Genomic DNA, 19,169 nt, shown 5'->3' on the forward strand with positions numbered 1-19,169 from the left:
CCTTCCTCTACCGCAGGCGGTAAGAAGGGGCCCTTCCTTACGTTGTCAGCGGGCGCCGGCACCGACCGGCTGGGAGGCCTCCGCGAACTCCTCGCGCGGGTCGTGCAGCTGGCCGAGGGCGACCACCTCACGCTTGAGGAAGAACGCCAGCGACCAGTCGACCACGACCCGGACCTTGCGGTTGAACGACGGGATCCGGCTCATGTGGTACGTCCGGTGCATGAACCAGGCGGGCCAGCCCTTCATCTTCACGCCGTACACCTGGGCGACGCCCTTGTGCAGGCCGAGGCTCGCCACGCTGCCGGCGTGCTTGTGCTTGTAGTCCACCGGCTCCCGGCCGCGAACGACGTTGACGATGTTGTCGGCCATCCGGGCCGCCTGGCGCACCGCGTGCTGGGCGCTCGGCGAGCAGTAGTTGCCCGGCTCCTTCGTCAGGTCCGGCACCGCCGCGCAGTCACCGGCGCTCCACGCACCCTCCACGACCCGGTCGCCGTCGACGACCTGGAGCGTGGGCAGGCAGGTGATGCGGCGCCGCTCGTCGCGCGGGAAGTCGGTGCGGTCCAGCATCGGCGAGGGCTTCACGCCGGCCGTCCAGACGATCGTGTCGGAACGGAACGTGTCGCCGTCGGAGAGCTTCACCACCCCGTCGACGCAGGACTCCAGGCGGGTGTCCAGCCGGATGTCCATGTTCCGCTTGAGCAACTGCTGCACCGTGTAGGCGCCCATGTCCCGGTCGACCTCGGGCAGCACCCGCTGGGTCGCCTCGACCAGCACCCAGCGCATGTCCTCCGGCTTCAGCTCCGGGTAGTAGCGCAGGGCGTCCCGCGCCATGTCCTCCATCTCGGCGAGCGCCTCGATGCCGGCGTACCCGCCGCCGACGAAGGTGAACGTCAGGGCGCTCCGGCGGACCTCCGGGTCCGGGGTGGCGGCGGCGACGTCCAGCCGGTCCAGCACGTGGTTGCGCAGGTAGATGGCCTCACCGATGGTCTTGAAGCCGATGCCGTGCTCGTGCAGGCCGGGGATCGGCAGCGTCCGGGAGACCGAGCCCGGGGCGACCACGACGTGGTCGTACCGGATCTCGCGGGTCGGGCCGACGATCGGCTGCACCACCGCGGTCCTGGTGGCGTGGTCGATCCGGGTCACCGCGCCGGCGAGGACCTTGCACTTGCGCAGCTCGCGTCGCAGCGGCACCACGGAGTGCCGGGGCGAGATGTTGCCGGCCGCCGCCTCCGGCAGGAACGGCTGGTAGGTCATGTGGGGCTGGGGGTCCACCACGATGACCTCAGCCTCACGCGGGCTGAGCTTCTTCGACAGGCGCAGCGCCGCGTACAGGCCGACGTGTCCGGCCCCCACTACAAGGATCCGCTTCGGATTCACGTCATCTATCTTTCCCCGGGCGGCTCCGCTAATCCCGCGCGCGGCCCTTCGTTGTGACGGAGCACAACCCCTGTGACCTGCGTAACCCTGTTTCCCGCGAGTCAGGGGCGGCGCAGCAGCCACCCCAGCAACGCCGTCACCGCCGCCGCCACGGCCAGGCCGGCCACCGTCGCGGCCTGGAGACCGCTCTCCCCGCCGGCCCCCGCCAGCTCCACCAGGAGCACACCCAGCACCGCGGCGCCGAGGACCACCGCGCCGGCCCGCAGCAGCCAGCGCAGGACCAGGTCCGGGTCCACCACCGCGTCGTACGGCAGCACGGCGGCCAGCGCGCACATGGTGTGCGTGAGGTAGAGCAGCGCCGCCACGGCGAGCAGCCGCCAGAGGGCGATCGGGCGGCCGTACCCGTCGGTGGCGACCAGCCAGCCCGCCACCGTGACCAGCGCCGCGAGCGTCGGCCAGACGCGGCGCGGCGAGAGCGCCGGCAGCAGCGCCACCAGCAGCAGCGCCGCCAGCGGGCGACCGAGCAGCACCTCCGCCGGGTACGCGAGCACCAGCCCGAGCAGGGCGCTGAGGAAGATCCCGGCCCGCACCAGCAGCGGCACCGGGCCGATCCGGGCGGCGGCGGCCCGGGTGGCGCGAACCCGCGCAACCACGTTGATCATCTGGTCCCCGCCCTCGGGGCGGTGGCCAGCCGGGCCACGTCCCGCAGCACCTGGTCGAGGCTGCCCGCGCCGGCCCAGCGCACCACCGGCACGCCGTGCTCGCGCAACTGCTCGATCATCGTGTCCCGGTCCAGCCGCCACAGCCGGTACGCCACCTCGGCCCAGCCCCGCTCCTTCGGCGGCGGCAGGTCGGCGGGCAGGGTGTCCACCGCCACCACGAACCGGCCGGAGCGGGCGAGCCGCGCGAGCATCTGCGCGGCCCGCTCGTCGAGCAGCGGCGTGAGGACGACCACCAGCGCGTCCGGGGAGATCATCTGCGTGCCGAACGCGAACTCGGACGGCTCGTGCGGGGAGCTGCCGGCCTGCACGTCCAGCAGCCACTCCAGCACGGTCAGGTAGTGGCGCCGGCCGGTGCCGGGCCGCAGCCGCCGCGCCGCCGGGCCGTACTCCTGCAGGGCGACCCGGTCCCCGCGGTGCAGGTAGTGCTCGGCGATCGCCGCGGCGGCCCGGACGGTGGTGTCCAGGACCGACGCCGTTCCGTTGACCCCGCCCGACGCGCCCGCCTCGGCCAGCACGTCCAGCAGCACCACGACCTCGGCGTCCCGGTCGGAAAGGGTCGCTGCCACGTGCAGTTGCCGGGTGCGCAGGGAGACCCGCCAGTCGATCCGGCGCAGCCGGTCACCGGGGGCGAAGACCCGGACACCGGCCAGTTCGCCGCCCTCGCCGGGCCGGCGGGAGTGGTGGGCGCCGACCAGCCCGGCGGCCCGGGGCATCGCCTCGACCGCGTCAAAGGGTTCGGTGACCGGGTAGACCCGCACCCGGGCCGGTTCGACGATCACCGCCCGGGAGACGAGCAGGCCCTGCGCGGCGGCAACCCGGGCACCGGCCGGGCCGAGCGGGTGCCGGCCCCACCGCCGGGCCGTGCCGGTCAGCTCCAGGTCGACCGCCGCGTCCGGCGGCACCGACGTCGCGAACGGGCGGTCCACCACCGAGGGGACCCGCTCGGAGGCGGTCGCGGTGGTGGCGCCGGCGAGCGTGGCCCGCTCGACCCGCAGCCAGGGTGACACCCGGGTACGCAGGACCGCCACGTCGTACCCCACCGGGTCCGGGTTGCCCACGCTGACCGTGCCGCTCAACTCCCCACCCTCGACGAGGTGACCGTCGGCGGCGGTGATCCACACCTGCGGCGCCGTGGCGGGCCGGCGGCGCAGGGCGTACGCGGTGCCCAGCGCGATCGGCGCGGCCAGCACGATGAGGTCGACCCGGCCCAGCAGGACGGCGGCGATCAGCAGCAGCCCGGTGAGCAGCACGGCCCGGCCCAGCGCCGGGGTCGGCACCCAGCCGGTCTCCGGCTCGGCCGGCGGCGGCACGGCTTCCGGCTCGGCCGTCGCGTACGGGGGCGGGGCGGGCAGTGCCATCAGAGCCCGGGCCGGCCGGCGGCGTAGCTGGGCAGGGCGCCGCTGGCGGGGGCCGGAGTGCCGGCGAGCACCTCGCCGACCACGAAGGACGGGTCGACCCGGCGCAGCCACATCTCCGGGCGCAGCGTGATGCGGTGCGCGAGCGCCGGCACCGCCACGTCCTTGACGTCCTCGGGCACGACGTAGTCGCGGCCGGCCATCACCGCGCGGACACGGGCCAGCAGGAGCAGCGCCAGCGAGCCCCGCGGCGAGGCGCCGACCAGCACCGACGGGTGCTCCCGGGTGGCCGCGGTCAGGGCCACGATGTACCGGCCGACCGAGTCCTCCACGGCCACGTCCTCCAGCGCGGCCTGCATGGCGCGCAGCGTCGCCGAGTCGACGACCGGCTTGATCTCGGCCTCCTCGCGGCGGCGGGCCATCCGGCGACGCAGCACCTCCCACTCCTCCCCGTGGTCCGGGTACCCGAAGGAGACCCGGAGCAGGAAGCGGTCCAGCTGCGCCTCCGGCAGCGGGTACGTGCCCTCGTACTCCACCGGGTTCGCCGTGGCGAGCACGTGGAACGGCTCGTCCAGCCGGTACGTGACGCCCTCCACCGAGACCTGCTTCTCCTGCATGGCCTCCAGCAGCGCCGACTGGGTCTTCGGCGGGGTGCGGTTGATCTCGTCGGCGAGGAGCAGGTTGGTGAAGACCGGGCCGGCGCGGAAGGCGAAGTCGCCGCTGCGCTGGTCGTAGAGGAAAGAGCCGGTCACGTCCGCCGGCAGCAGGTCGGGGGTGAACTGGAGGCGGCGGAAGTCCAGCCCGAGCGCCTGCGCGAAGGTGCGGGCGGTCAGCGTCTTGCCCAGGCCGGGCAGGTCCTCCAGGAGCACGTGGCCGCCGGCGAGGATGCCGGCGAGCACCAGTTCCAGCGACTCCCGCTTGCCGACCACGACCTCGCCGACCGCGTCCAGCACCGCCCGGGCGAGGTGACCGACCTCGGTGGGGGGCATGGTCCGGGCCACGTCGTTCATATCTTCTCCAGTTCGGCGACGACCGCCGCGAGGTCACGCGGCGACGGGGGGCGGCGGGAGGGCGCGGCGAGGAACGTCCACAGCGGGTCACCCAGCAGGGCGCGGGCCCGGGCGGGATCGGACTCCCGGGTCAGGCCGTGGCGCTGGCGCAGGCGCTCGTCGGCGAGCTCACCGAGGCGGGGCAGGATCCGTTCGGCGAACCGGTCACGGTTGCCCGACGCCCAGTCCAGCGGCCGTTCCCACCCGTTGATCGCGGTGCGCAGCGCGTCTCCGCCGGGGGTCGCCCCCTCGTCCGGTGCGACCCGGCGAGCGGCGGGACGCGCTTGTGCCGGCGGCGCCAGGGAGGAGACGATCCGGCGTACCGCGAACAGGGCGACCACCCCGGCCACCAGGACCAGCAGCGACACCCGCAGGCCCACGGCCCGGAGAGCGGCGACCAGGACGACCACGACGGCGGCCACCGCGACGAGGGTCCGCAGCACCTGCCCGGCCCGGCCCCCGGAGCGCGGCCGGCGGGGCGGCCGGTCCTCCTCGGCGCTGAGCAGGTCGTCGATGCTGGTGCTGCTCATGCCGTCGTCCCCGCCACGGCGGTCAGTTCGCCGCGCAACCGGCGCAGGGCGGCCCGGGCCTGGTCGCGGGTGCTCTCGTCCACCGGCCGCGTCGCGTACCGGGCCGCACGGAAGACGTGCGCGAACTCCGCCAGCACGTCCGCGCTGGCGATGGCCGGGACACCCGCCGCGGGATCGCCGCGCAGCAGTCGGGTGACCAGGTCGGTGGGGGTGTCCCCGGCGAGCCGGGGCACGCCGGCTCCGGCGGCGGCCTCCTCGAGGCGTACCCAGCAGGCGATGACCGCCGTGCGCGGGTCGGTGTCGGCGTCGTCCAGATCCACCAGGCCGGCGTCGAGGGCCGCCACGACCTCCTGCGCGGTGCCCTGCGACGTGCGCCGGGGGCGGTGCGCGGGGAGCCGCCGGGTGGCCCGGCGCACCGCGCCGCGGACCAGTGTCACGGCGAGGTAGCCGAACGCCCCGAGCAGCGCCAGGCCGAAGAGCACCAACGCCGTCGTGGCGATCCACGGCGGGATGCGGGTGCGGGTCTCGTCAGCCGACTCGCGAGGCTCGACGGGGATCGAGGGCACCGGCTCGGCGGTCGGGTACTCCGGAACCAGGGGCAGGTCCTCCGCGACCGGCGGGATGCGGCTCGCGCCGAGCGACGAGTGCGCGGCCGTGACCGTGGCGACGGCGAGCAGGGCGGCGACCAGGGCGACCGGCCACCACCTGCGCAGCACGCCGAGGTCCACCCCCGCCGCCGTCGGGGGCCGGCGCGTACCGTCCGTCATCGCCACCGCCCCGCAGCCTCTACTCCACCCCGGCCAGCCGCTTCGCCCGGGTGAACACGTCGTCCAGCATCCCTGGTGTCAGCCGTCCCGTGAAGGTGTTCTGCTGGCTGACGTGGTAGCAGCCGAGAACTTCCGGTACGGCCGTTCCGGACCAGTGTGCCCCATGCGTGAACGCCGGTCGCGGGCTGGGCGGGCGCACGCCGTACACCTGACGCAGCGTCGGCCACCACGCGGCCCAGGCGAACGCACCGAGCGTGACCACGACGCGCAGCGTCGGCCGGATCAGCGCGACCTCCCGGTGCAGCCACGGCGCGCACGTGTCCCGCTCGACCGGGGTGGGCTTGTTGTCCGGCGGCGCGCAGCGCACCGCCGCGAAGATCCGGGTGTCCCGGAGCGCCAGCCCGTCGTCGGCGGCGACGCTGGTCGGCTGGTTCGCGAGCCCCGCCCGGTGCAGGGCGGCGAAGAGGACGTCGCCCGAGCGGTCACCGGTGAAGATGCGGCCGGTGCGGTTGCCGCCGTGAGCGGCGGGAGCGAGGCCGAGGATCGCGATGCGGGCGGTCGGGTCGCCGAAGCCGGGCACCGGGCGGCCCCAGTACTCCTGGTCGCGGAACGCCGCCCGGCGGGTGCGGGCGACCTCCTCCCGCCAGTCGACCAACCGAGGGCAGGCGAAGCAGTCGCTCACCGCGCCGTCGAGGTCGGCCAGGTCGGTCGCCCGCGCGGCGCGGGCGACGACCTCCTCGGCCGTACGTGCCTCAGCCAAGCTTCGCCCGGAAGAGTTCGAGGGTGCGGGCCCAGGCGGTGGCGGCGGCCCGCTGGTCGTAGTTCTCCGGCCGGTCCTCGTTGAAGAACGCGTGCGCGGTGCCCGGGTAGTCGTACGTCTGGCAGGTGCCGCCGGCGTTCTCGATGGCCCGGCGGACCGTCTGGACGCCGTCGGCCGCCGAGGTGCCGTCGGCCTCGGAGCAGTGGATGACCGCGGCCTTGCCCGCGTAGTCGCTCCACTCCGGACGCATCCCCTCCCACGGCAGGCGGGGGTAGAACGCGGCGGTCGCCACGATGCGCTCGGTGCGGGTGGCGGCCCACAGGGCCAGGCTCGCCCCGGCGCAGAACCCCGCACAGCCGATCTTGCCGGCGACCTCGAGGCGGCCGGCGAGGTAGTCGGCCGCGACCGCGATGTCGGCGGCGGCCTCGTCCATCTGCGTGCTGTTCAGGATCTGGCGGGGCTCGTCCGGCTTGCTGGCCGGCCCGCCGTGCCGGAAGTCCGGGGCGAGGGCCACGAAACCGGCCTCGGCGAACCGGTCGACGACCGCCCGGACGTGGGGTACGAGGCCCCACCAGTCCTGGATCACGATGACCGCCGGGCTGGCCGCACCGCCGGACGGTATCGCGAGATACCCCTCGCCCGTACCCCCGTTGCTCCGGTACGTCACCATCTCGCCCATCGGCCGTCCTCCTAGCGGTCAGTCATCGTTGGCTGGTCGCCCAGTGGTCCTACGTGCCGGTAGCCTGCCACGCCGCGACCGTGCCGGGAAGACGCCGGAGAAGTGGCATTCACCTCCCGTTCGCTCGTCGGTGGCCCGGGCACGGCGACGGCGGCGCGGTGGTGAGCCGCGCCGCCGTCGGTTCCTCCGGTCGGGCCGGTCAGGCCTTCTTGGTCAGGCAGAGCAGGTAGCCCGTCTTGCCCGGCTCGATGGCGGAGAAGACGTAGCCCTCCTGGCCCTCCTTGAAGAACTGGTCGCAGGCCGCACCGGTGCGGGCCTGCGCCTCGGTCTGGCCGTCGACCCGACCGACCACCGTGTACGCGGCGTCGGTGGAGGTGCACTCGACCACCTTGGCGCCGTCGACCTCCTCCTGCTCGGAGCCGGTCACCTCGGGCAGCTCGGCGATGCAGTCACCGGCCTTCGCGTCGGCGGTCTCGTCCTTGTTGAAAAAGCCTCCGATCGCCGAACCGACGCCGAACTTGAGACCGGCGATCACCAGGGCGACGACGATCGCGCCGACGATGCCGAGCACCTTCTTGCCACCGGACTTCTTGGCCGGCTCCTCCACCGGCGGCGGCGCCTGAACGCCGGGCTGGGGCTGGGCGGCGTCCGGTGCGGGGGGCGGTGCGACCTGCTCTGACACGGGGATTCCTTCCGAGGGGTGAATGTGCGGACGAAACCGTAGCGATCATCAGCGCCGCCCGCCGCCCCGTGAGCCTCATCCTTTCAGCCATTTCCCAGGAACAAGGAAGGGCCCCTTCTTAACGCCTGGCGAGGTGAAGGGGCCCCTTCTTAACACTCAGCCGGTGGGCTCCGCGCTCGGCGACAGCGCAGTCGGCGAAGCGGACCCCGTCGGGGCAGGAGTCGCCGTGGGCGCGGCTGTGGCGGTCGGCCCGGGCGTGGCCGTGGGCAGCGGCGGGAGCACCGGCTGGGGCGGCGTCGGGTTCAACCGCGGCGCGAACGGCGCCGCGTCCGGGCAGTACGGGTAGGGGCGCAGCAGCGGGTTGCCCCGGCCGGTCGGGTCACCGAGGTCAGGACAGTCCGGATAGCCCAGCCGGATCGGGTCGCCGTTCTGGTCGAAGAGCCGGGCGTTCTGCACCAACCGCCCCTCGCTGTCGTACACGAAGACGTCCCGGATGTGGTCGTACCGGCCGTCGATGGAGATCTGCTCGTAGCCGCCGTAGTCGTTCCAGCGGGCACGGTCGTCCACGCTGGCCAGGCCGACCAGGGCGAAGACCACCAGCACGGCGTGCCCGGCGAACAGCAGCCGGCGCTTCGGCCGGCTCAGCCCGGCCGTGTGGTGACCCAGCCAGATCGAGGCGAGCACGCTACCGCCCAGCAGGACCAGCCCGGCGAGTTCACTGCCGTTGAGGCTCGGCACCAGGCCGAACGAATCACCGGTGGTGATCACCGTGACCAGCATGGCCGCGAGGTAGCCGCGCAGCACCCACCAGGCCGGGTTGAGCAGCCGGAGGAACTCGCTCGCCGTGGCGTACCCCAGGGGTGGTCCGAGCTGGACGTCCCACCGCCGTACCCGGGCGCGGAGCCGGTCCCCGGCGGCGCCGAACCGGCGGCCGAAGCGGCGCCCGCCGCCCGCGACGCCGACGCCGGCCGCCCCGCGCAGCTCGGCGGCGTACGCCTCGGGCTCGCCCAGCCGCTCGACCAGCGACCCGCCGGCCTCGGCGGCGACCTCGGCCAGGTGCTCCGCGAGGTCCTCGGTCAGCTCGTCGCGGACCGGCGGTGGCAGGTCGGCCAGCGCGGCCCGGACCCGGGCGACGTAGTCGGTGATCTCCTGCTCCGAGACGGTCATGCCGCCCTCCCCCGATCGTCGAGCAGTGTGTCCATGGTGGTGGCGAAGGAACGCCAGAGCTTGCCGGACCGGGTCAGCTGGTCGCGGCCGGCGGCGTTGAGTGCGTAGTACTTGCGGTGCGGTCCGGCTTCGCTGGGCACGACGTACGTGGTGAGCAGGCCGGCGGCGAAGAGGCGGCGCAGCGTGCCGTACACGGAGGCGTCACCGACCTCGTCCAGGCCGGCCTCGCGCAGGCGGCGCAGGATGTCGTAGCCGTAGCCGTCCTCGTCGCGGAGGACGGCGAGGACCGCGAGGTCCAGCACACCCTTCAAGAGTTGTGTGGTGTCCACGCATTGCACACTAGTGCGCATTGCGAAGTAGCGTCAACGAAACGCGCCGAGGCACGGTTCCGTCGGCTACCGCTGGAGGGACCAGGCGATGCCGTCGAGGATGTCGTGCTCGGAGGCGACGACGGAGTCCATGCCGGCGCGTTCCATGATCACGCGGAGCACCAGGGCGCCGGCCCCGATCACGTCGGCCCGGCCCGGGTGCATCACCGGGATCGCCAGCCGCTCGCCCCGGCTCTTCGCCAGCAGGTCGGCGGTCACGTCGGCCACCGCGTCGTACGACACCCGGGCGTGGTGGATGCGCTCCGGGTCGTACTCGGTGAGGCCCTGGGCGATCGCGACGACGGTCGTCACCGACCCGGCGAGCCCGACCAGCGTGGCGGCCTCCCGGCCCGGCACCACGTCGAGCGCGCGGTCCACCGCGACCGCGATGTCGGCCTGCGCGGCGGCGATCTCGTCCAGGCCCGGCGGGTCGCCGTGCAGGTGCCGCTCGGTCATCCGGACGCACCCGATGTCCATGGAGATCGCGGCGTCGACGCCGTCGGCGCGGGTGCCGACGACGAACTCGGTCGAGCCGCCGCCGATGTCGACCACCAGGTACGGCTCCCGCGCGTCCGCGGGCAGCCCGCGCACCGCCCCGGTGAACGACAGCCGCGCCTCCTCGTCCCCGGTCACCACCTCCGGAGGCACGCCGAGGGTCTCCTGCACCATGGCCCGGAAGTCGGCGGCGTTCTCCGCGTCCCGGCTCGCCGAGGTGGCGCACATCCGGACCCGCTCGGCGCCCAGCTTCTCGATCTCGGCGGCGTAGTCGGCGAGCGCCACCCGGGTCCGCTCGATCGCCTCCGGGGCCAGCCGGCCGGTCCTGTCGACGCCCTGGCCCAGCCGGACGATCTCCATCCGGCGGCTCACGTCGGCCAGCGGCGCGGTGGGGCCCGCCGCCGGGTCGGGCAGGTCGGCGACCAGCAGGCGGATCGAGTTGGTCCCGCAGTCGATGGCGGCCACGCGCGTCGTCACGCCCGCAACCCTACGGCAGGTCGGCTGCCCGGGCCGCGACACCGCAGCCCGTCGCGTGATCGACTCCGTGCCACCGGCATCGCGGTATCCGCAGGTCCCCAACCCCATGATGCCGGCGACAAGGAGTGGATCAAGGGGTCAGAGCCGGAGCAGCATCCGGGTGTTGCCGAGGGTGTTCGGCTTGACCCGCTCCAGGTCGAGGAACTCGGCGACGCCCTCGTCGTACGAACGCAGCAACTGCTCGTACACGGGGTGCGGCACCGGCGCGCCGTCGATCTCGGTGAAGCCGAACGAGGCGAAGAACCGGGTCTCGAAGGTCAGCACGAAGATCCGCGCCACGCCCAGCTCCCGGGCCGCGTCGATCAGCTCGCCGACGATCCGGTGGCCGATCTTGCGGCCGCGGCACGCCGGGTCGACCGCCACCGTACGGATCTCGGCCAGGTCCTCCCACATGACGTGCAGCGCCCCACACCCGACCACGGTGCCGTCCGGCGTGACCGCGACCCGGAACTCCTGCACGTCCTCGTAGAGCGTGACCGTCGCCTTGCTGAGCAGCCGCCGGTCGTCCGTGTACGTGTCGACCAGGCGGCGGATGCCCCGGACGTCGGCCGTCCGGGCACGCCGCACAAGAATCTCGTCGACGGCGGTCATCTCACTCGCCCGCCGGCACGTCCACACACGGCCCGGCGGCCCACCACTGCTCGACCAGGCCGAGCGTCTCGTCACCGAACGGGTTCACCCCCGGGCCGGCGCCGAGCGCGTGCCCGAGGTGCACGTGCAGGCACTTCACCCGGCCCGGCATCCCGCCGGCCGAGATGCCGGCGATCTCCGGCACGTGACCGATCGCCTCCCGCCGGGCCAGGTAGTCCTCGTGCGCCGCCCGGTAGTGCGCGGCCAGCTCCGGATCCTCCGCGAGCCGGTCGGCCATCTCCTTCATCAGCCCGGCCGACTCCAGCCGGCTGCACGCGGCGGTCGCGCGGGGGCAGGTCAGGTAGAACAGCGTCGGGAAGGGAGTGCCGTCGGCCAGGCGCGGCGTCGTCTCCACCACGTCGGGCAGGCCGCACGGACACCGGTGGGCCACCGCCCGCGTGCCGCGCGGCGCGCGGCCGAGCTGCGCGGCCACCGCGGCCAGGTCGGCCTCGGTGGCCGGCTCGCGCTGCGGCAGGGGTACGGAGGCCGCCGCCGGCTCCTGCGGTGGTACGACTGTCACGCTGCTCATTCCTCGTTCGTGCGGGGTGCTGATCCGGTGCTCAGGCGGCGGGCCGTTCGCCGTTGGCCGCCTCCACGCTCGACCAGAGCGTGTCGTACCAGGCGTCGGGGGCTGCCGGCCCGGCCGGGCCGGCCTGACGGCCGGCGTCCCGGGCGGCGCCCTCGGGGTCGCGCAGCACCACCATGATGTTCTCGTCCGGGCGGACCATGAAGAACCGTTCCCGCGCCTTGGCCTCGATGTACTTCGGGTCCTGCCACTTGGCGGCCCGCTCGGAGAGCTCCTTGATCGTCTCCCGCTGCTCCGCCTGGGCGGCCTCCATGCGGGCGATGTCGGCCTGCTGGTCCAGGTAGACCCGGACCGGGTAGGTGTAGCCGAGGGCGAGCGCGATCAGCACCGCGAACAGCACGGTGGCCCGCCCGGTGAAACGTCGGGGGTGGGGTGCGACGAGCCGCTTGACGCTGCCGCCGGCAGCCGCCCGCCGGGCGGCCGGGCGGTTCGCGGAGCGTACTCCGTCGGTGGCGCGGGCCGACGCGCGACCGTCGGTCGACCGCGGCTCCGCGCGGACGCCGCCGTCCCGGACCGGCCGGGCACCGCGAGCCCCGCCCGGCCGGCCGGTCTGACCCGGCCGGCGGGCCGGACGCTGACCACCCGGCGTGCGGCGCTGCTGCATCGTCACACCCCTCCCCCGAGGCTTCGCGACCCTCAGGCCGAACGGTAGCGCGGGAAGGCGCCCGCCCCGGCGTACCGCGCCGCGTCGGCCAGCTCCTCCTCGATCCGCAGCAGCTGGTTGTACTTGGCGACGCGGTCCGACCGGGCCGGGGCGCCGGTCTTGATCTGGCCGCAGCCGGTGGCCACCGCCAGGTCGGCGATGGTGGTGTCCTCGGTCTCGCCGGAGCGGTGGCTCATCATGCACTTGAAACCGGCCCGGTGGGCCAGGTCCACCGCGTCCAGGGTCTCGGTGAGCGAACCGATCTGGTTGACCTTCACGAGGACGGCGTTGGCGGCGTTCTCGGCGATGCCGCGGGCGATGCGCTGCGGGTTGGTGACGAACAGGTCGTCGCCGACGATCTGGATGCGGTCGCCGATGGACGCGGTCAGCGTCTGCCAGCCGGACCAGTCGTCCTCCGCCAGCGGGTCCTCGATGGACACGATCGGGTACTGGTCGGCGAGCTTGGTGTAGTAGGTGCTCATCTCCTCGGCGGTCTTCGTGGCGCCCTCGAAGGTGTAGGTGCCGTTCTCGAAGAACTCCGTGGCCGCCACGTCCAGCGCGAAGACGATGTCGGTGCCGAGCCGGTAGCCGGCCTTCTCGACGGCCTCCGCGATGAGGTCCAGGGCGGCGGCGTTGGTGGGCAGGTTCGGCGCGAAGCCGCCCTCGTCACCGAGGCCGGTGGACAGGTTCTGCTTCTTCAGCACCGACTTGAGCGCGTGGTAGACCTCCGCGCCGGAGCGCAGCGCCTCGCGGAAGCTGGGCGCGCCGATCGGCGCGATCATGAACTCCTGGATGTCGACGTTGGAGTCCGCGTGGGCGCCACCGTTGAGGATGTTCATCATCGGGACCGGCAGCAGGTGCGCGTTCGGCCCGCCGAGGTAGCGGAACAGGCTCAGCTCGGCGCTGCCGGCGGCCGCCTTCGCCACCGCCAGGGAGACGCCCAGGATCGCGTTCGCGCCCAGCTCGCTCTTGTTGTCGGTGCCGTCGATGTCGAGCATCTTCTGGTCGATCAGGCGCTGCTCGCTGGCCTCGTACCCGATCAGCTCGTCGACGATCTTGTCCTCGATGTTCGAGACGGCGTTCTCCACGCCCTTGCCCAGGTAGCGGTCCTTGTCACCGTCGCGCAGCTCGATCGCCTCGAAGGCGCCGGTCGAGGCGCCGGACGGGACCGCGGCGCGGGCGATCGTGCCGTCGTCGAGCCCGACCTCGACCTCGACCGTCGGGTTGCCCCGCGAGTCGAGGATCTCCCGGGCGACGATTCCCTCGATGGTTGCCACTGAGTCGCTCCTCGTTTGTGTGTGCCGGTCCGGTATGGGCCGCGACGGTGCGGCTGAGGCAGGTGTTGCCACGCAGCGTATCGGGCGTCCCGGTGCCGCACCGCGTCGCCCGGCGTACCGGCGGACGGCCCGCCGGTCACGCTGTGTGTCCGGCTGTCGCCCGCGCTACGGACATTCCCGGATTCTCGTACGTCAACCGACAACGGGTTTGCGCGCGCTTGACCCGATCGGCAAGGCTGGTCGCCATGGCCGCCCCCTCGACCCCGCTCCGCCTGCTCGCCGTCTCGGTCGTCGCGTCGCTCACGGTCACCGGCTGTCAGACCCTCGACGACGCCGGCCGGGCCATCGGCCGCTCCGACCTGGTCAACGATCTCGCGACCCGGCTGGACCGGGCTCTGACGCTGACCTACTCGGCCGACTACCAGCTCCCCGCCGGCAAGACCGCGACGATCGCCCAGGACCAGGAGCCGGCGCGGTCGGCGTACACGTGGCCCGGGGGCAAGCTGACGGTTACGGAGGAGGCGACCACGAGGTGCGAGACGTCCGGCGGTCAGACGGTCTGCACGCTGGAGCCGCCGCCGGTCGCCACCACAAAGCCGTCGGTCACCGTGTTCGCCGAGGCCAAGCGGCAGGGACTGGTCACCCCGCCGGTGGTGGTGGGCCTGTTGACCGCCGCCGCCCTCGACCCGGACGCGGTCATCACGAACAGTGACACCACCCTCGCCGGGCGGCACGCCACCTGCGTCGAGGTCCGGGAGACGGCCGACGACTTCAGCGCCTGCGTCACCACGGAAGGGGCGCTGGCCAGCTTCACCGGCCAGGTGGACGGCAAGCCGGTCGAGCTGGCCCTCACCCGCTACCGGGAGGCCGTCGACAGCATGGCGTTCGAGCTGCCGCCCGGCGCGGGCGTGGTCGACCGCCGGCCGGCCGGGTCGTGACCGACCGGACGACCGGGAACGGCACGGCGGACGGGAACGACCGGACGGCCGGAAACGGCACGGCGGACGCGAACGACCGGACGGCCGGGAACGACACGGCGGACGGGAACCGCAGGGTCGGCCCGCCCCCGGCGGAGGGCCCGGGCGCGGCTCGTCCCTCCGCGTCCGGCGGCGGGACCGGTCCCGTCGCTGCCCCCGGTTTCGTCTCCGGAGCCGGTGCCGCCGGCACACCCGACGCCGGGGACCTGGCGCTGCCGGTGGCCGGGCGGAAGCTGCTCACCGGCGCGGACGGCAGCTTCCTCCGGGTCGCCGACCTGCCCGCCGACAGCCCGTGGGTGCCGCTCGGCACGCTCGACGGCCGCCCGGTGTGGGCCGTCGACGCGCCGGTGGCGGAGAGCCTGCCCGGCCGGTGGCACAGCTGGCCGTCCCTCGCCGCCCTGGTCCCCGAGCCGTACGCGACGCTCGCCGGGCGGGCACTGGCCGTCGTCACCTGGCGGCGGACGCACCGCTGGTGCGGGGCCTGCCGGGCGGAGCTCGCCGACGTGCCCGGCGAGATGGCGCGGCGCTGCCCCGGCTGCGAGCTGTACGTGCCGATGCAGCTCTCCGCCGCCGTCCTGGTGGCGATCACCCGAACCGGCCCCGACGGTGGCCCCGACGAGCTACTGCTCGTGCGGCACGCGTACGGGCCGACCGGGCTGTGGGCGCTGGTCGCGGGCTTCGTGGAGGCCGGCGAGACGCTGGAGGCGGCCGTCCACCGGGAGGTGGGCGAGGAGGTCGGGTTGACCGTCGCCCAGGTGGCGTACTTCGGCAGCCAGCCGTGGGCGATGTCCGGGCCGGGGACGCTGCTGACCGGTTTCGCCGCCCGAGCCGCCGGCCCGCCGGCCGAGCCGGTGGTCGACGGGACGGAGCTGACCGAGGCGCGCTGGTTCCCGCTCGACCGGCTGCCGGCGGAGTTGCCGCCCGCGTACTCGATCTCCCGCTGGCTGATCGACGCCGCCGCGACCGGCGGGCGGCGCTGACGCGCCGAGCATCAGCGTTAAGAAGGGGCCCTTCCTCTACCGCGGGCGTTAACAGGGGGCCCTTCCTTACACCCCGAGCAGGGTGCGCAGGTGGCGTGGGGGCGGGCAGTCGTGGGCGAGCATCGCGTCGTGCCAGTCCCGGACGGACACCCCGTCGGGGCGGGCGGCGGCGATCTCGGCGACCTCGGTGTACCCGACGAAGTACGTGGACAGCTGCGTCGACGTGAGCAGCGCCCGCCGCCACTTGCCGGCGGCCTCGCCCTCCTCCTGGAAGCCACGCTCGGTCATCAGCGCCATCGCGTCCGTCTCGGTCATCCCCTCGCAGTGCACCAACTGGTCGAGCAGGGCGTTGATCGTCATCCGCAGCTGCATCTTGAGCTGCTGCAACCGCACCGGCACACCCCCGAAACCGCGCCCGGCCATCACCTCCTCGGCGTGCACCGCCCAGCCCTCGATGAACGGCCCGGACCGGGCGAGGGCCCGCACCCGGGTGCCACCGACGTGCCGGCGGGCGTGCGCGAGTTGGAGGAAGTGCCCGGGCATCGCCTCGTGCACCGTGAGGTTGCGGATCATGTGGTCGTTGTACTCCCGGTAGAACGACTCGACCCGGTGCGCCGGCCAGTCCGCCGGGGTGGGCGCGATGCAGTAGAACGTCGGCACGTCGGCCGTCTCCAGCGGCCCCGGCGAGTCGCAGTACGCGACCGCCACGCCGCGCGCGAACTCCGGCATCACCTGGATCACGCACGGGTCGTCGACCAGGGTCACCAGGTCGTGGGCGCGGACGAAGTCGCTCGCCTCGTCGAGCGTCGTCGAGGCGAGGTCGACGATGGTGTGGTCGTCCGGGTGCTCGGCGGCGAGCAGGTCCAGCGCCCGGCGTACCGTCTCGTCGTCGGCCGGCCCACCGACCAGCTCGACGGCCGCCGCACGGATCTCCTCGGTGACCCGGTCCAGGTTGGCCCAGGCCCGCCACTGGATCTCGGCGGCGCCCAGCTCGGTGTCGAGCGTGTGCCACAGCCGCGCCTCCCACCGGCGGCGCCCCAGGCGCGGGTCGCGGCCCGGCCCGGCGTCGGCGGCGAGGCCGGTGCGCAGCCACGCCACGAACTCCTCGATCGCCGCGATGGCCGTGGCCGCGGCGGGCGCGACGCGGTCGTGCCGCGCGGGTGCCGCGTCGAGCAGCGCCGGCACCTCGTCGCGGATCAGCGCCGCGGTGCCGGTGAACTGCCCGACCGCCGTCTCGGCGTGGATCCGCGGCATGTCGCGCAGCGTCGCACGCGCGGTGGCGAGGGCGTCGGGCAGGGCCTCCAGCCGGCCGGCGAGGCTGTCCAGCCGGACCTCGACCGGGGCGTACGGGCGGGCGACCAGCGCGTGCAGCAGCCCGCCGGGGTTGTGCCGGAGCGGGTCCCACTCGTGTGCGCGGATCTCGTCCCGTTCGAACAGCTCCCGGTCGACGAGGGCGGTCAGCAGGGCGTGGTCCACCTGGTCGTCCACGTCGAGCGCGTCACCGTCCACCTCGGACAGCGCGTCGGCCGCGTCCCGCAGCATCGCCCGATCGGCGGCCAGCGCGTCGGCGGACCAGTCCGGCAACCGGTCGTCGTGCCGGTGATCCCCCGCCGTGGCGGCCAGTCCGGGCCGGCTCTCCAGCAACGCGTCGACGATCCGCTCAGCCAGCGGCCCGAACTCCTGCATGGGAAGCACCCTACCGATCACCCAGCACCCGCACCCGCCTGGCGCCGATCGGCGTTGATCATGACGCTGGCGGGTGGTTCGATCTCGTACGCACCCGCCAACTTCATGATCAGCTTTGCGGGGCGGCGCCTTCGGCGGTGCGGACGGCTTCCGCGTAGGCCAGGGTGGCGCGGCGGAGGGCCGCTTCCGGGTCCAGGTCGGCTTCCCGCGCGGCGGCGACCGTGGTCAGGAGACCTGCGCCGAGTCTTGCCTCCGGGTCCACCTGGGTGTCCGCCAGCGGGGGTGGGACGGCCAGGCCGATGCGGGCGGCGCGCTCGAGGATCTTCGCCGCCAGAGCGAGAGCGGGCTGGCTCATGGCGATGCCGTCGAGAACCGAGTCGCGCGCCTTCTCGGCCCGCTTGATCCGCTCCCAGCTCGCCTCGATCTCCTCGATCGACGCCGCCCGGCCGTCGGCGAAGACGTGCGGGTTACGCCGGACCATCTTGTCGACCAGGCCACCGGCCACGTCGTCGACGGTCCACCGCTCGTCCTCGGGCAGCTCCTCGGCGAGCCGGGCGTGCAGCACCACCTGGAGCAGCACGTCCCCCAACTCCTCGCGCAGCGCGTCGGTGTCCCCGGCGCTGATCGCGTCGTACGCCTCGTAGCACTCCTCCAGCAGGAAACGGGCGAGGCTCCGATGGGTCTGCGCCCGCTTCCACGGGTCGCCGCCGGGCGAGACGAGGCGGTCCATCACCGCCACCGCGTCGAGCAGCCGGGCACCCGGCGGGTCCCACGAGCCGTACATCAGCTCCAGCTCGGCGAGGCCCGGCTCCCGGGCCAGGCGCAGACCCAGCTCACGGGCGAGGGACTCGTCGCCGGCCGGGCCGGCGAGCCACACCGCCGTGCCGTGGGCGGCGACCGTGTCCAGCAGCGCCTGGGTGGCCGGACCGTCGACCACGGTCACCTCGGCGCCCGCCGCGCGGACCGCCGCCGCCGTCGCGCTTTCCGCCCCGGCGAGCACCGGGTGCCGGCGTACGACGTCCCAGGCGGCCGCCGTGAGCAGCCCGGCCGGCAGCCGGGGCGAGGTGACCAGCAGGACGATCCGCGCCGACATGCTCAGCTGGCGACCGGCTCGGTCGCCTCGGCGCCGGTCGGCTCGACCGTCGGCAGCGGCTCCGGGGTGGAGATGTCGGTGACCGCGTCGGAGCCCGGCTCACCCAGCGGCACGCTCACCGCGGGCGCGTCGCCGGCGAAGCTGAGCACCGGGAACTCCAGCGGCCGGTAGCGGGGGTTGACCGTCACGTCGTACCCCTCGACGGCCTCGGCAAGCGACCGGCGGGTGGCGAGGGCCAGCCGCAGCTGGTCGCCGTCGAGCTGCCCGGCGGCGGCGTCGTCGGGAACGTCCGCCGGGATCACGCCCGCCTTGCGGCCGGCGGCGATGAGGTCGGCCAGCTCCTGCTCGGTCGGCGCGGCCGGCGCGCCGGTGGGGATGCCGGAGAGGCAGGTGTAGAGGGTGGCGACCTCGCGCACGTACTCCGTCTCCGGGGCGAGGCCGAGCTGGCGGGCGACCTGGGCCGGCTCCGCCCGGCCCTGCGGGCGGTAGCCCTTGTCGGCGGACACCCGCTCGCACACCTCGCCCAGCACGAGCGTGCCGACGATCTGGGCCCGGCCGGGCAGCGGCGGCGCCGGCTGGGCCGCCTCCGGCGCGTCCGGCGCGGCCGTCGGGGCGGCGGTCTGTGCCCGCAGCTCGTCGAGGATTCCGTTCACGGCCTCCTCGGTGATCCGCTGGTCACCGACGTACGCGGCGACACCCGGCTCGGTACGGCATCCGGCGAGGGCGACGAGGCCGACCGCCACGCTGGCGACGGCGACAAGACGGCGAGCACGCATGCCGGTCACTCTCTCACGCCGTCCCGGCGCGGT

The 19,169-nt window shown here is 74.2% G+C and carries 21 protein-coding genes; 2 read left to right on the forward strand and 19 right to left on the reverse strand.

Annotated features, from left to right (window positions below):
• Positions 1 to 45: 45 nt before the first annotated feature.
• From ACN26Y_RS03350 to eno, 16 genes are all read right to left on the reverse strand, one after another.
• Positions 46 to 1,377, reverse strand: coding sequence for an NAD(P)/FAD-dependent oxidoreductase (locus ACN26Y_RS03350; RefSeq protein ID WP_422734306.1), 1,332 nt, complete (start codon positions 1,375 to 1,377; stop codon positions 46 to 48).
• A gap of 101 nt (positions 1,378 to 1,478) precedes the next feature.
• Positions 1,479 to 2,039 (reverse strand): hypothetical protein, encoded by a 561-nt coding sequence (locus ACN26Y_RS03355; protein WP_422734307.1) that lies wholly within the window; start codon positions 2,037 to 2,039, stop codon positions 1,479 to 1,481.
• Positions 2,036 to 3,457 (reverse strand): DUF58 domain-containing protein, encoded by a 1,422-nt coding sequence (locus ACN26Y_RS03360; protein WP_422734308.1) that lies wholly within the window; start codon positions 3,455 to 3,457, stop codon positions 2,036 to 2,038. Before ACN26Y_RS03360 ends, ACN26Y_RS03355 begins: the two co-directional genes overlap by 4 nt.
• The gene (locus ACN26Y_RS03365) at positions 3,457 to 4,464 is read right to left on the reverse strand and encodes an AAA family ATPase (protein WP_422734309.1); all 1,008 of its coding nucleotides are present in this window, start codon (positions 4,462 to 4,464) and stop codon (positions 3,457 to 3,459) included. Before ACN26Y_RS03365 ends, ACN26Y_RS03360 begins: the two co-directional genes overlap by 1 nt.
• Positions 4,461 to 5,033, reverse strand: a complete 573-nt coding sequence (locus tag ACN26Y_RS03370; RefSeq protein WP_422734310.1) for a hypothetical protein — start codon at positions 5,031 to 5,033, stop codon at positions 4,461 to 4,463. Before ACN26Y_RS03370 ends, ACN26Y_RS03365 begins: the two co-directional genes overlap by 4 nt.
• Complete coding sequence (locus ACN26Y_RS03375; RefSeq protein ID WP_422734311.1) at positions 5,030 to 5,800, reverse strand: DUF4129 domain-containing protein; 771 nt, start codon at positions 5,798 to 5,800, stop codon at positions 5,030 to 5,032. The genes ACN26Y_RS03370 and ACN26Y_RS03375 overlap by 4 nt, the downstream gene beginning before the upstream one ends.
• 19 nt (positions 5,801 to 5,819) lie before the next feature.
• Positions 5,820 to 6,560 (reverse strand): uracil-DNA glycosylase, encoded by a 741-nt coding sequence (locus ACN26Y_RS03380; RefSeq protein WP_366600109.1) that lies wholly within the window; start codon positions 6,558 to 6,560, stop codon positions 5,820 to 5,822.
• Positions 6,553 to 7,239, reverse strand: a complete 687-nt coding sequence (locus ACN26Y_RS03385; RefSeq protein WP_422734312.1) for a dienelactone hydrolase family protein — start codon at positions 7,237 to 7,239, stop codon at positions 6,553 to 6,555. Before ACN26Y_RS03385 ends, ACN26Y_RS03380 begins: the two co-directional genes overlap by 8 nt.
• A 199-nt stretch (positions 7,240 to 7,438) precedes the next feature.
• On the reverse strand, positions 7,439 to 7,921 hold the full coding sequence (locus ACN26Y_RS03390; protein WP_422734313.1) for an LppU/SCO3897 family protein: 483 nt from the start codon (positions 7,919 to 7,921) through the stop codon (positions 7,439 to 7,441).
• Positions 7,922 to 8,077: 156 nt separating this feature from the next.
• Positions 8,078 to 9,088: an HAAS signaling domain-containing protein gene (locus tag ACN26Y_RS03395; protein WP_422734314.1), complete on the reverse strand. Its 1,011-nt coding sequence runs from the start codon at positions 9,086 to 9,088 to the stop codon at positions 8,078 to 8,080.
• Positions 9,085 to 9,417, reverse strand: a complete 333-nt coding sequence (locus ACN26Y_RS03400) for a PadR family transcriptional regulator (RefSeq protein ID WP_366600112.1) — start codon at positions 9,415 to 9,417, stop codon at positions 9,085 to 9,087. The genes ACN26Y_RS03395 and ACN26Y_RS03400 overlap by 4 nt, the downstream gene beginning before the upstream one ends.
• Positions 9,418 to 9,483: 66 nt before the next feature.
• On the reverse strand, positions 9,484 to 10,416 hold the full coding sequence (locus tag ACN26Y_RS03405) for a Ppx/GppA phosphatase family protein (protein ID WP_155333911.1): 933 nt from the start codon (positions 10,414 to 10,416) through the stop codon (positions 9,484 to 9,486).
• 150 nt (positions 10,417 to 10,566) lie between these two features.
• On the reverse strand, positions 10,567 to 11,079 hold the full coding sequence (locus tag ACN26Y_RS03410) for an amino-acid N-acetyltransferase (RefSeq protein WP_155328841.1): 513 nt from the start codon (positions 11,077 to 11,079) through the stop codon (positions 10,567 to 10,569).
• 1 nt (position 11,080) lies between these two features.
• Positions 11,081 to 11,638, reverse strand: coding sequence for a DUF501 domain-containing protein (locus ACN26Y_RS03415; RefSeq protein ID WP_155333912.1), 558 nt, complete (start codon positions 11,636 to 11,638; stop codon positions 11,081 to 11,083).
• Positions 11,639 to 11,678: 40 nt separating this feature from the next.
• Complete coding sequence (locus ACN26Y_RS03420; protein ID WP_155333913.1) at positions 11,679 to 12,308, reverse strand: FtsB family cell division protein; 630 nt, start codon at positions 12,306 to 12,308, stop codon at positions 11,679 to 11,681.
• Between the two features lie 32 nt (positions 12,309 to 12,340).
• The gene (gene eno, locus ACN26Y_RS03425; protein WP_155328842.1) at positions 12,341 to 13,624 is read right to left on the reverse strand and encodes a phosphopyruvate hydratase; all 1,284 of its coding nucleotides are present in this window, start codon (positions 13,622 to 13,624) and stop codon (positions 12,341 to 12,343) included.
• 245 nt (positions 13,625 to 13,869) lie between these two features.
• On the opposite strand from eno, the gene ACN26Y_RS03430 reads away from it, so the two are divergent.
• Positions 13,870 to 14,562: a hypothetical protein gene (locus ACN26Y_RS03430; RefSeq protein WP_155328843.1), complete on the forward strand. Its 693-nt coding sequence runs from the start codon at positions 13,870 to 13,872 to the stop codon at positions 14,560 to 14,562.
• Positions 14,559 to 15,581, forward strand: a complete 1,023-nt coding sequence (gene nudC, locus ACN26Y_RS03435) for an NAD(+) diphosphatase (protein WP_422734315.1) — start codon at positions 14,559 to 14,561, stop codon at positions 15,579 to 15,581. The genes ACN26Y_RS03430 and nudC overlap by 4 nt, the downstream gene beginning before the upstream one ends.
• A 66-nt stretch (positions 15,582 to 15,647) precedes the next feature.
• Here nudC and ACN26Y_RS03440 read toward each other — a convergent pair whose 3' ends face one another.
• The 3 genes from ACN26Y_RS03440 to ACN26Y_RS03450 form a co-directional block, all read right to left on the reverse strand.
• A complete protein-coding gene (locus tag ACN26Y_RS03440; protein WP_422734316.1) occupies positions 15,648 to 17,267 on the reverse strand; it encodes a DUF885 domain-containing protein in 1,620 nt (539 codons plus the stop codon).
• A gap of 109 nt (positions 17,268 to 17,376) precedes the next feature.
• A complete protein-coding gene (locus tag ACN26Y_RS03445; RefSeq protein WP_155328845.1) occupies positions 17,377 to 18,360 on the reverse strand; it encodes a nucleoside triphosphate pyrophosphohydrolase in 984 nt (327 codons plus the stop codon).
• A gap of 2 nt (positions 18,361 to 18,362) precedes the next feature.
• Positions 18,363 to 19,136, reverse strand: a complete 774-nt coding sequence (locus tag ACN26Y_RS03450) for a hypothetical protein (protein ID WP_422734317.1) — start codon at positions 19,134 to 19,136, stop codon at positions 18,363 to 18,365.
• Between the last annotated feature and the right edge of the window lie 33 nt (positions 19,137 to 19,169).

Origin of the sequence: Micromonospora sp. WMMD558 (assembly GCF_049315255.1) — a bacterium.
In the GTDB taxonomy this organism is placed as follows: domain Bacteria; phylum Actinomycetota; class Actinomycetes; order Mycobacteriales; family Micromonosporaceae; genus Micromonospora.

Bases quoted from the DNA above. Each gene is read 5' to 3' on its own strand.
- ACN26Y_RS03430 (WP_155328843.1), top strand. From the start codon at position 13,870: ATGGCCGCCCCCTCGACCCCGCTCCGCCTGCTCGCCGTCTCGGTCGTC.
- ACN26Y_RS03385 (WP_422734312.1), bottom strand. From the start codon at position 7,239: ATGGGCGAGATGGTGACGTACCGGAGCAACGGGGGTACGGGCGAGGGG.
- ACN26Y_RS03445 (WP_155328845.1), bottom strand. From the start codon at position 18,360: ATGTCGGCGCGGATCGTCCTGCTGGTCACCTCGCCCCGGCTGCCGGCC.
- ACN26Y_RS03395 (WP_422734314.1), bottom strand. From the start codon at position 9,088: ATGACCGTCTCGGAGCAGGAGATCACCGACTACGTCGCCCGGGTCCGG.
- ACN26Y_RS03410 (WP_155328841.1), bottom strand. From the start codon at position 11,079: ATGACCGCCGTCGACGAGATTCTTGTGCGGCGTGCCCGGACGGCCGAC.
- ACN26Y_RS03355 (WP_422734307.1), bottom strand. From the start codon at position 2,039: ATGATCAACGTGGTTGCGCGGGTTCGCGCCACCCGGGCCGCCGCCGCC.
- ACN26Y_RS03420 (WP_155333913.1), bottom strand. From the start codon at position 12,308: ATGCAGCAGCGCCGCACGCCGGGTGGTCAGCGTCCGGCCCGCCGGCCG.
- ACN26Y_RS03450 (WP_422734317.1), bottom strand. From the start codon at position 19,136: ATGCGTGCTCGCCGTCTTGTCGCCGTCGCCAGCGTGGCGGTCGGCCTC.
- ACN26Y_RS03440 (WP_422734316.1), bottom strand. From the start codon at position 17,267: ATGCAGGAGTTCGGGCCGCTGGCTGAGCGGATCGTCGACGCGTTGCTG.
- ACN26Y_RS03360 (WP_422734308.1), bottom strand. From the start codon at position 3,457: ATGGCACTGCCCGCCCCGCCCCCGTACGCGACGGCCGAGCCGGAAGCC.
- ACN26Y_RS03365 (WP_422734309.1), bottom strand. From the start codon at position 4,464: ATGAACGACGTGGCCCGGACCATGCCCCCCACCGAGGTCGGTCACCTC.
- ACN26Y_RS03375 (WP_422734311.1), bottom strand. From the start codon at position 5,800: ATGACGGACGGTACGCGCCGGCCCCCGACGGCGGCGGGGGTGGACCTC.
- ACN26Y_RS03370 (WP_422734310.1), bottom strand. From the start codon at position 5,033: ATGAGCAGCACCAGCATCGACGACCTGCTCAGCGCCGAGGAGGACCGG.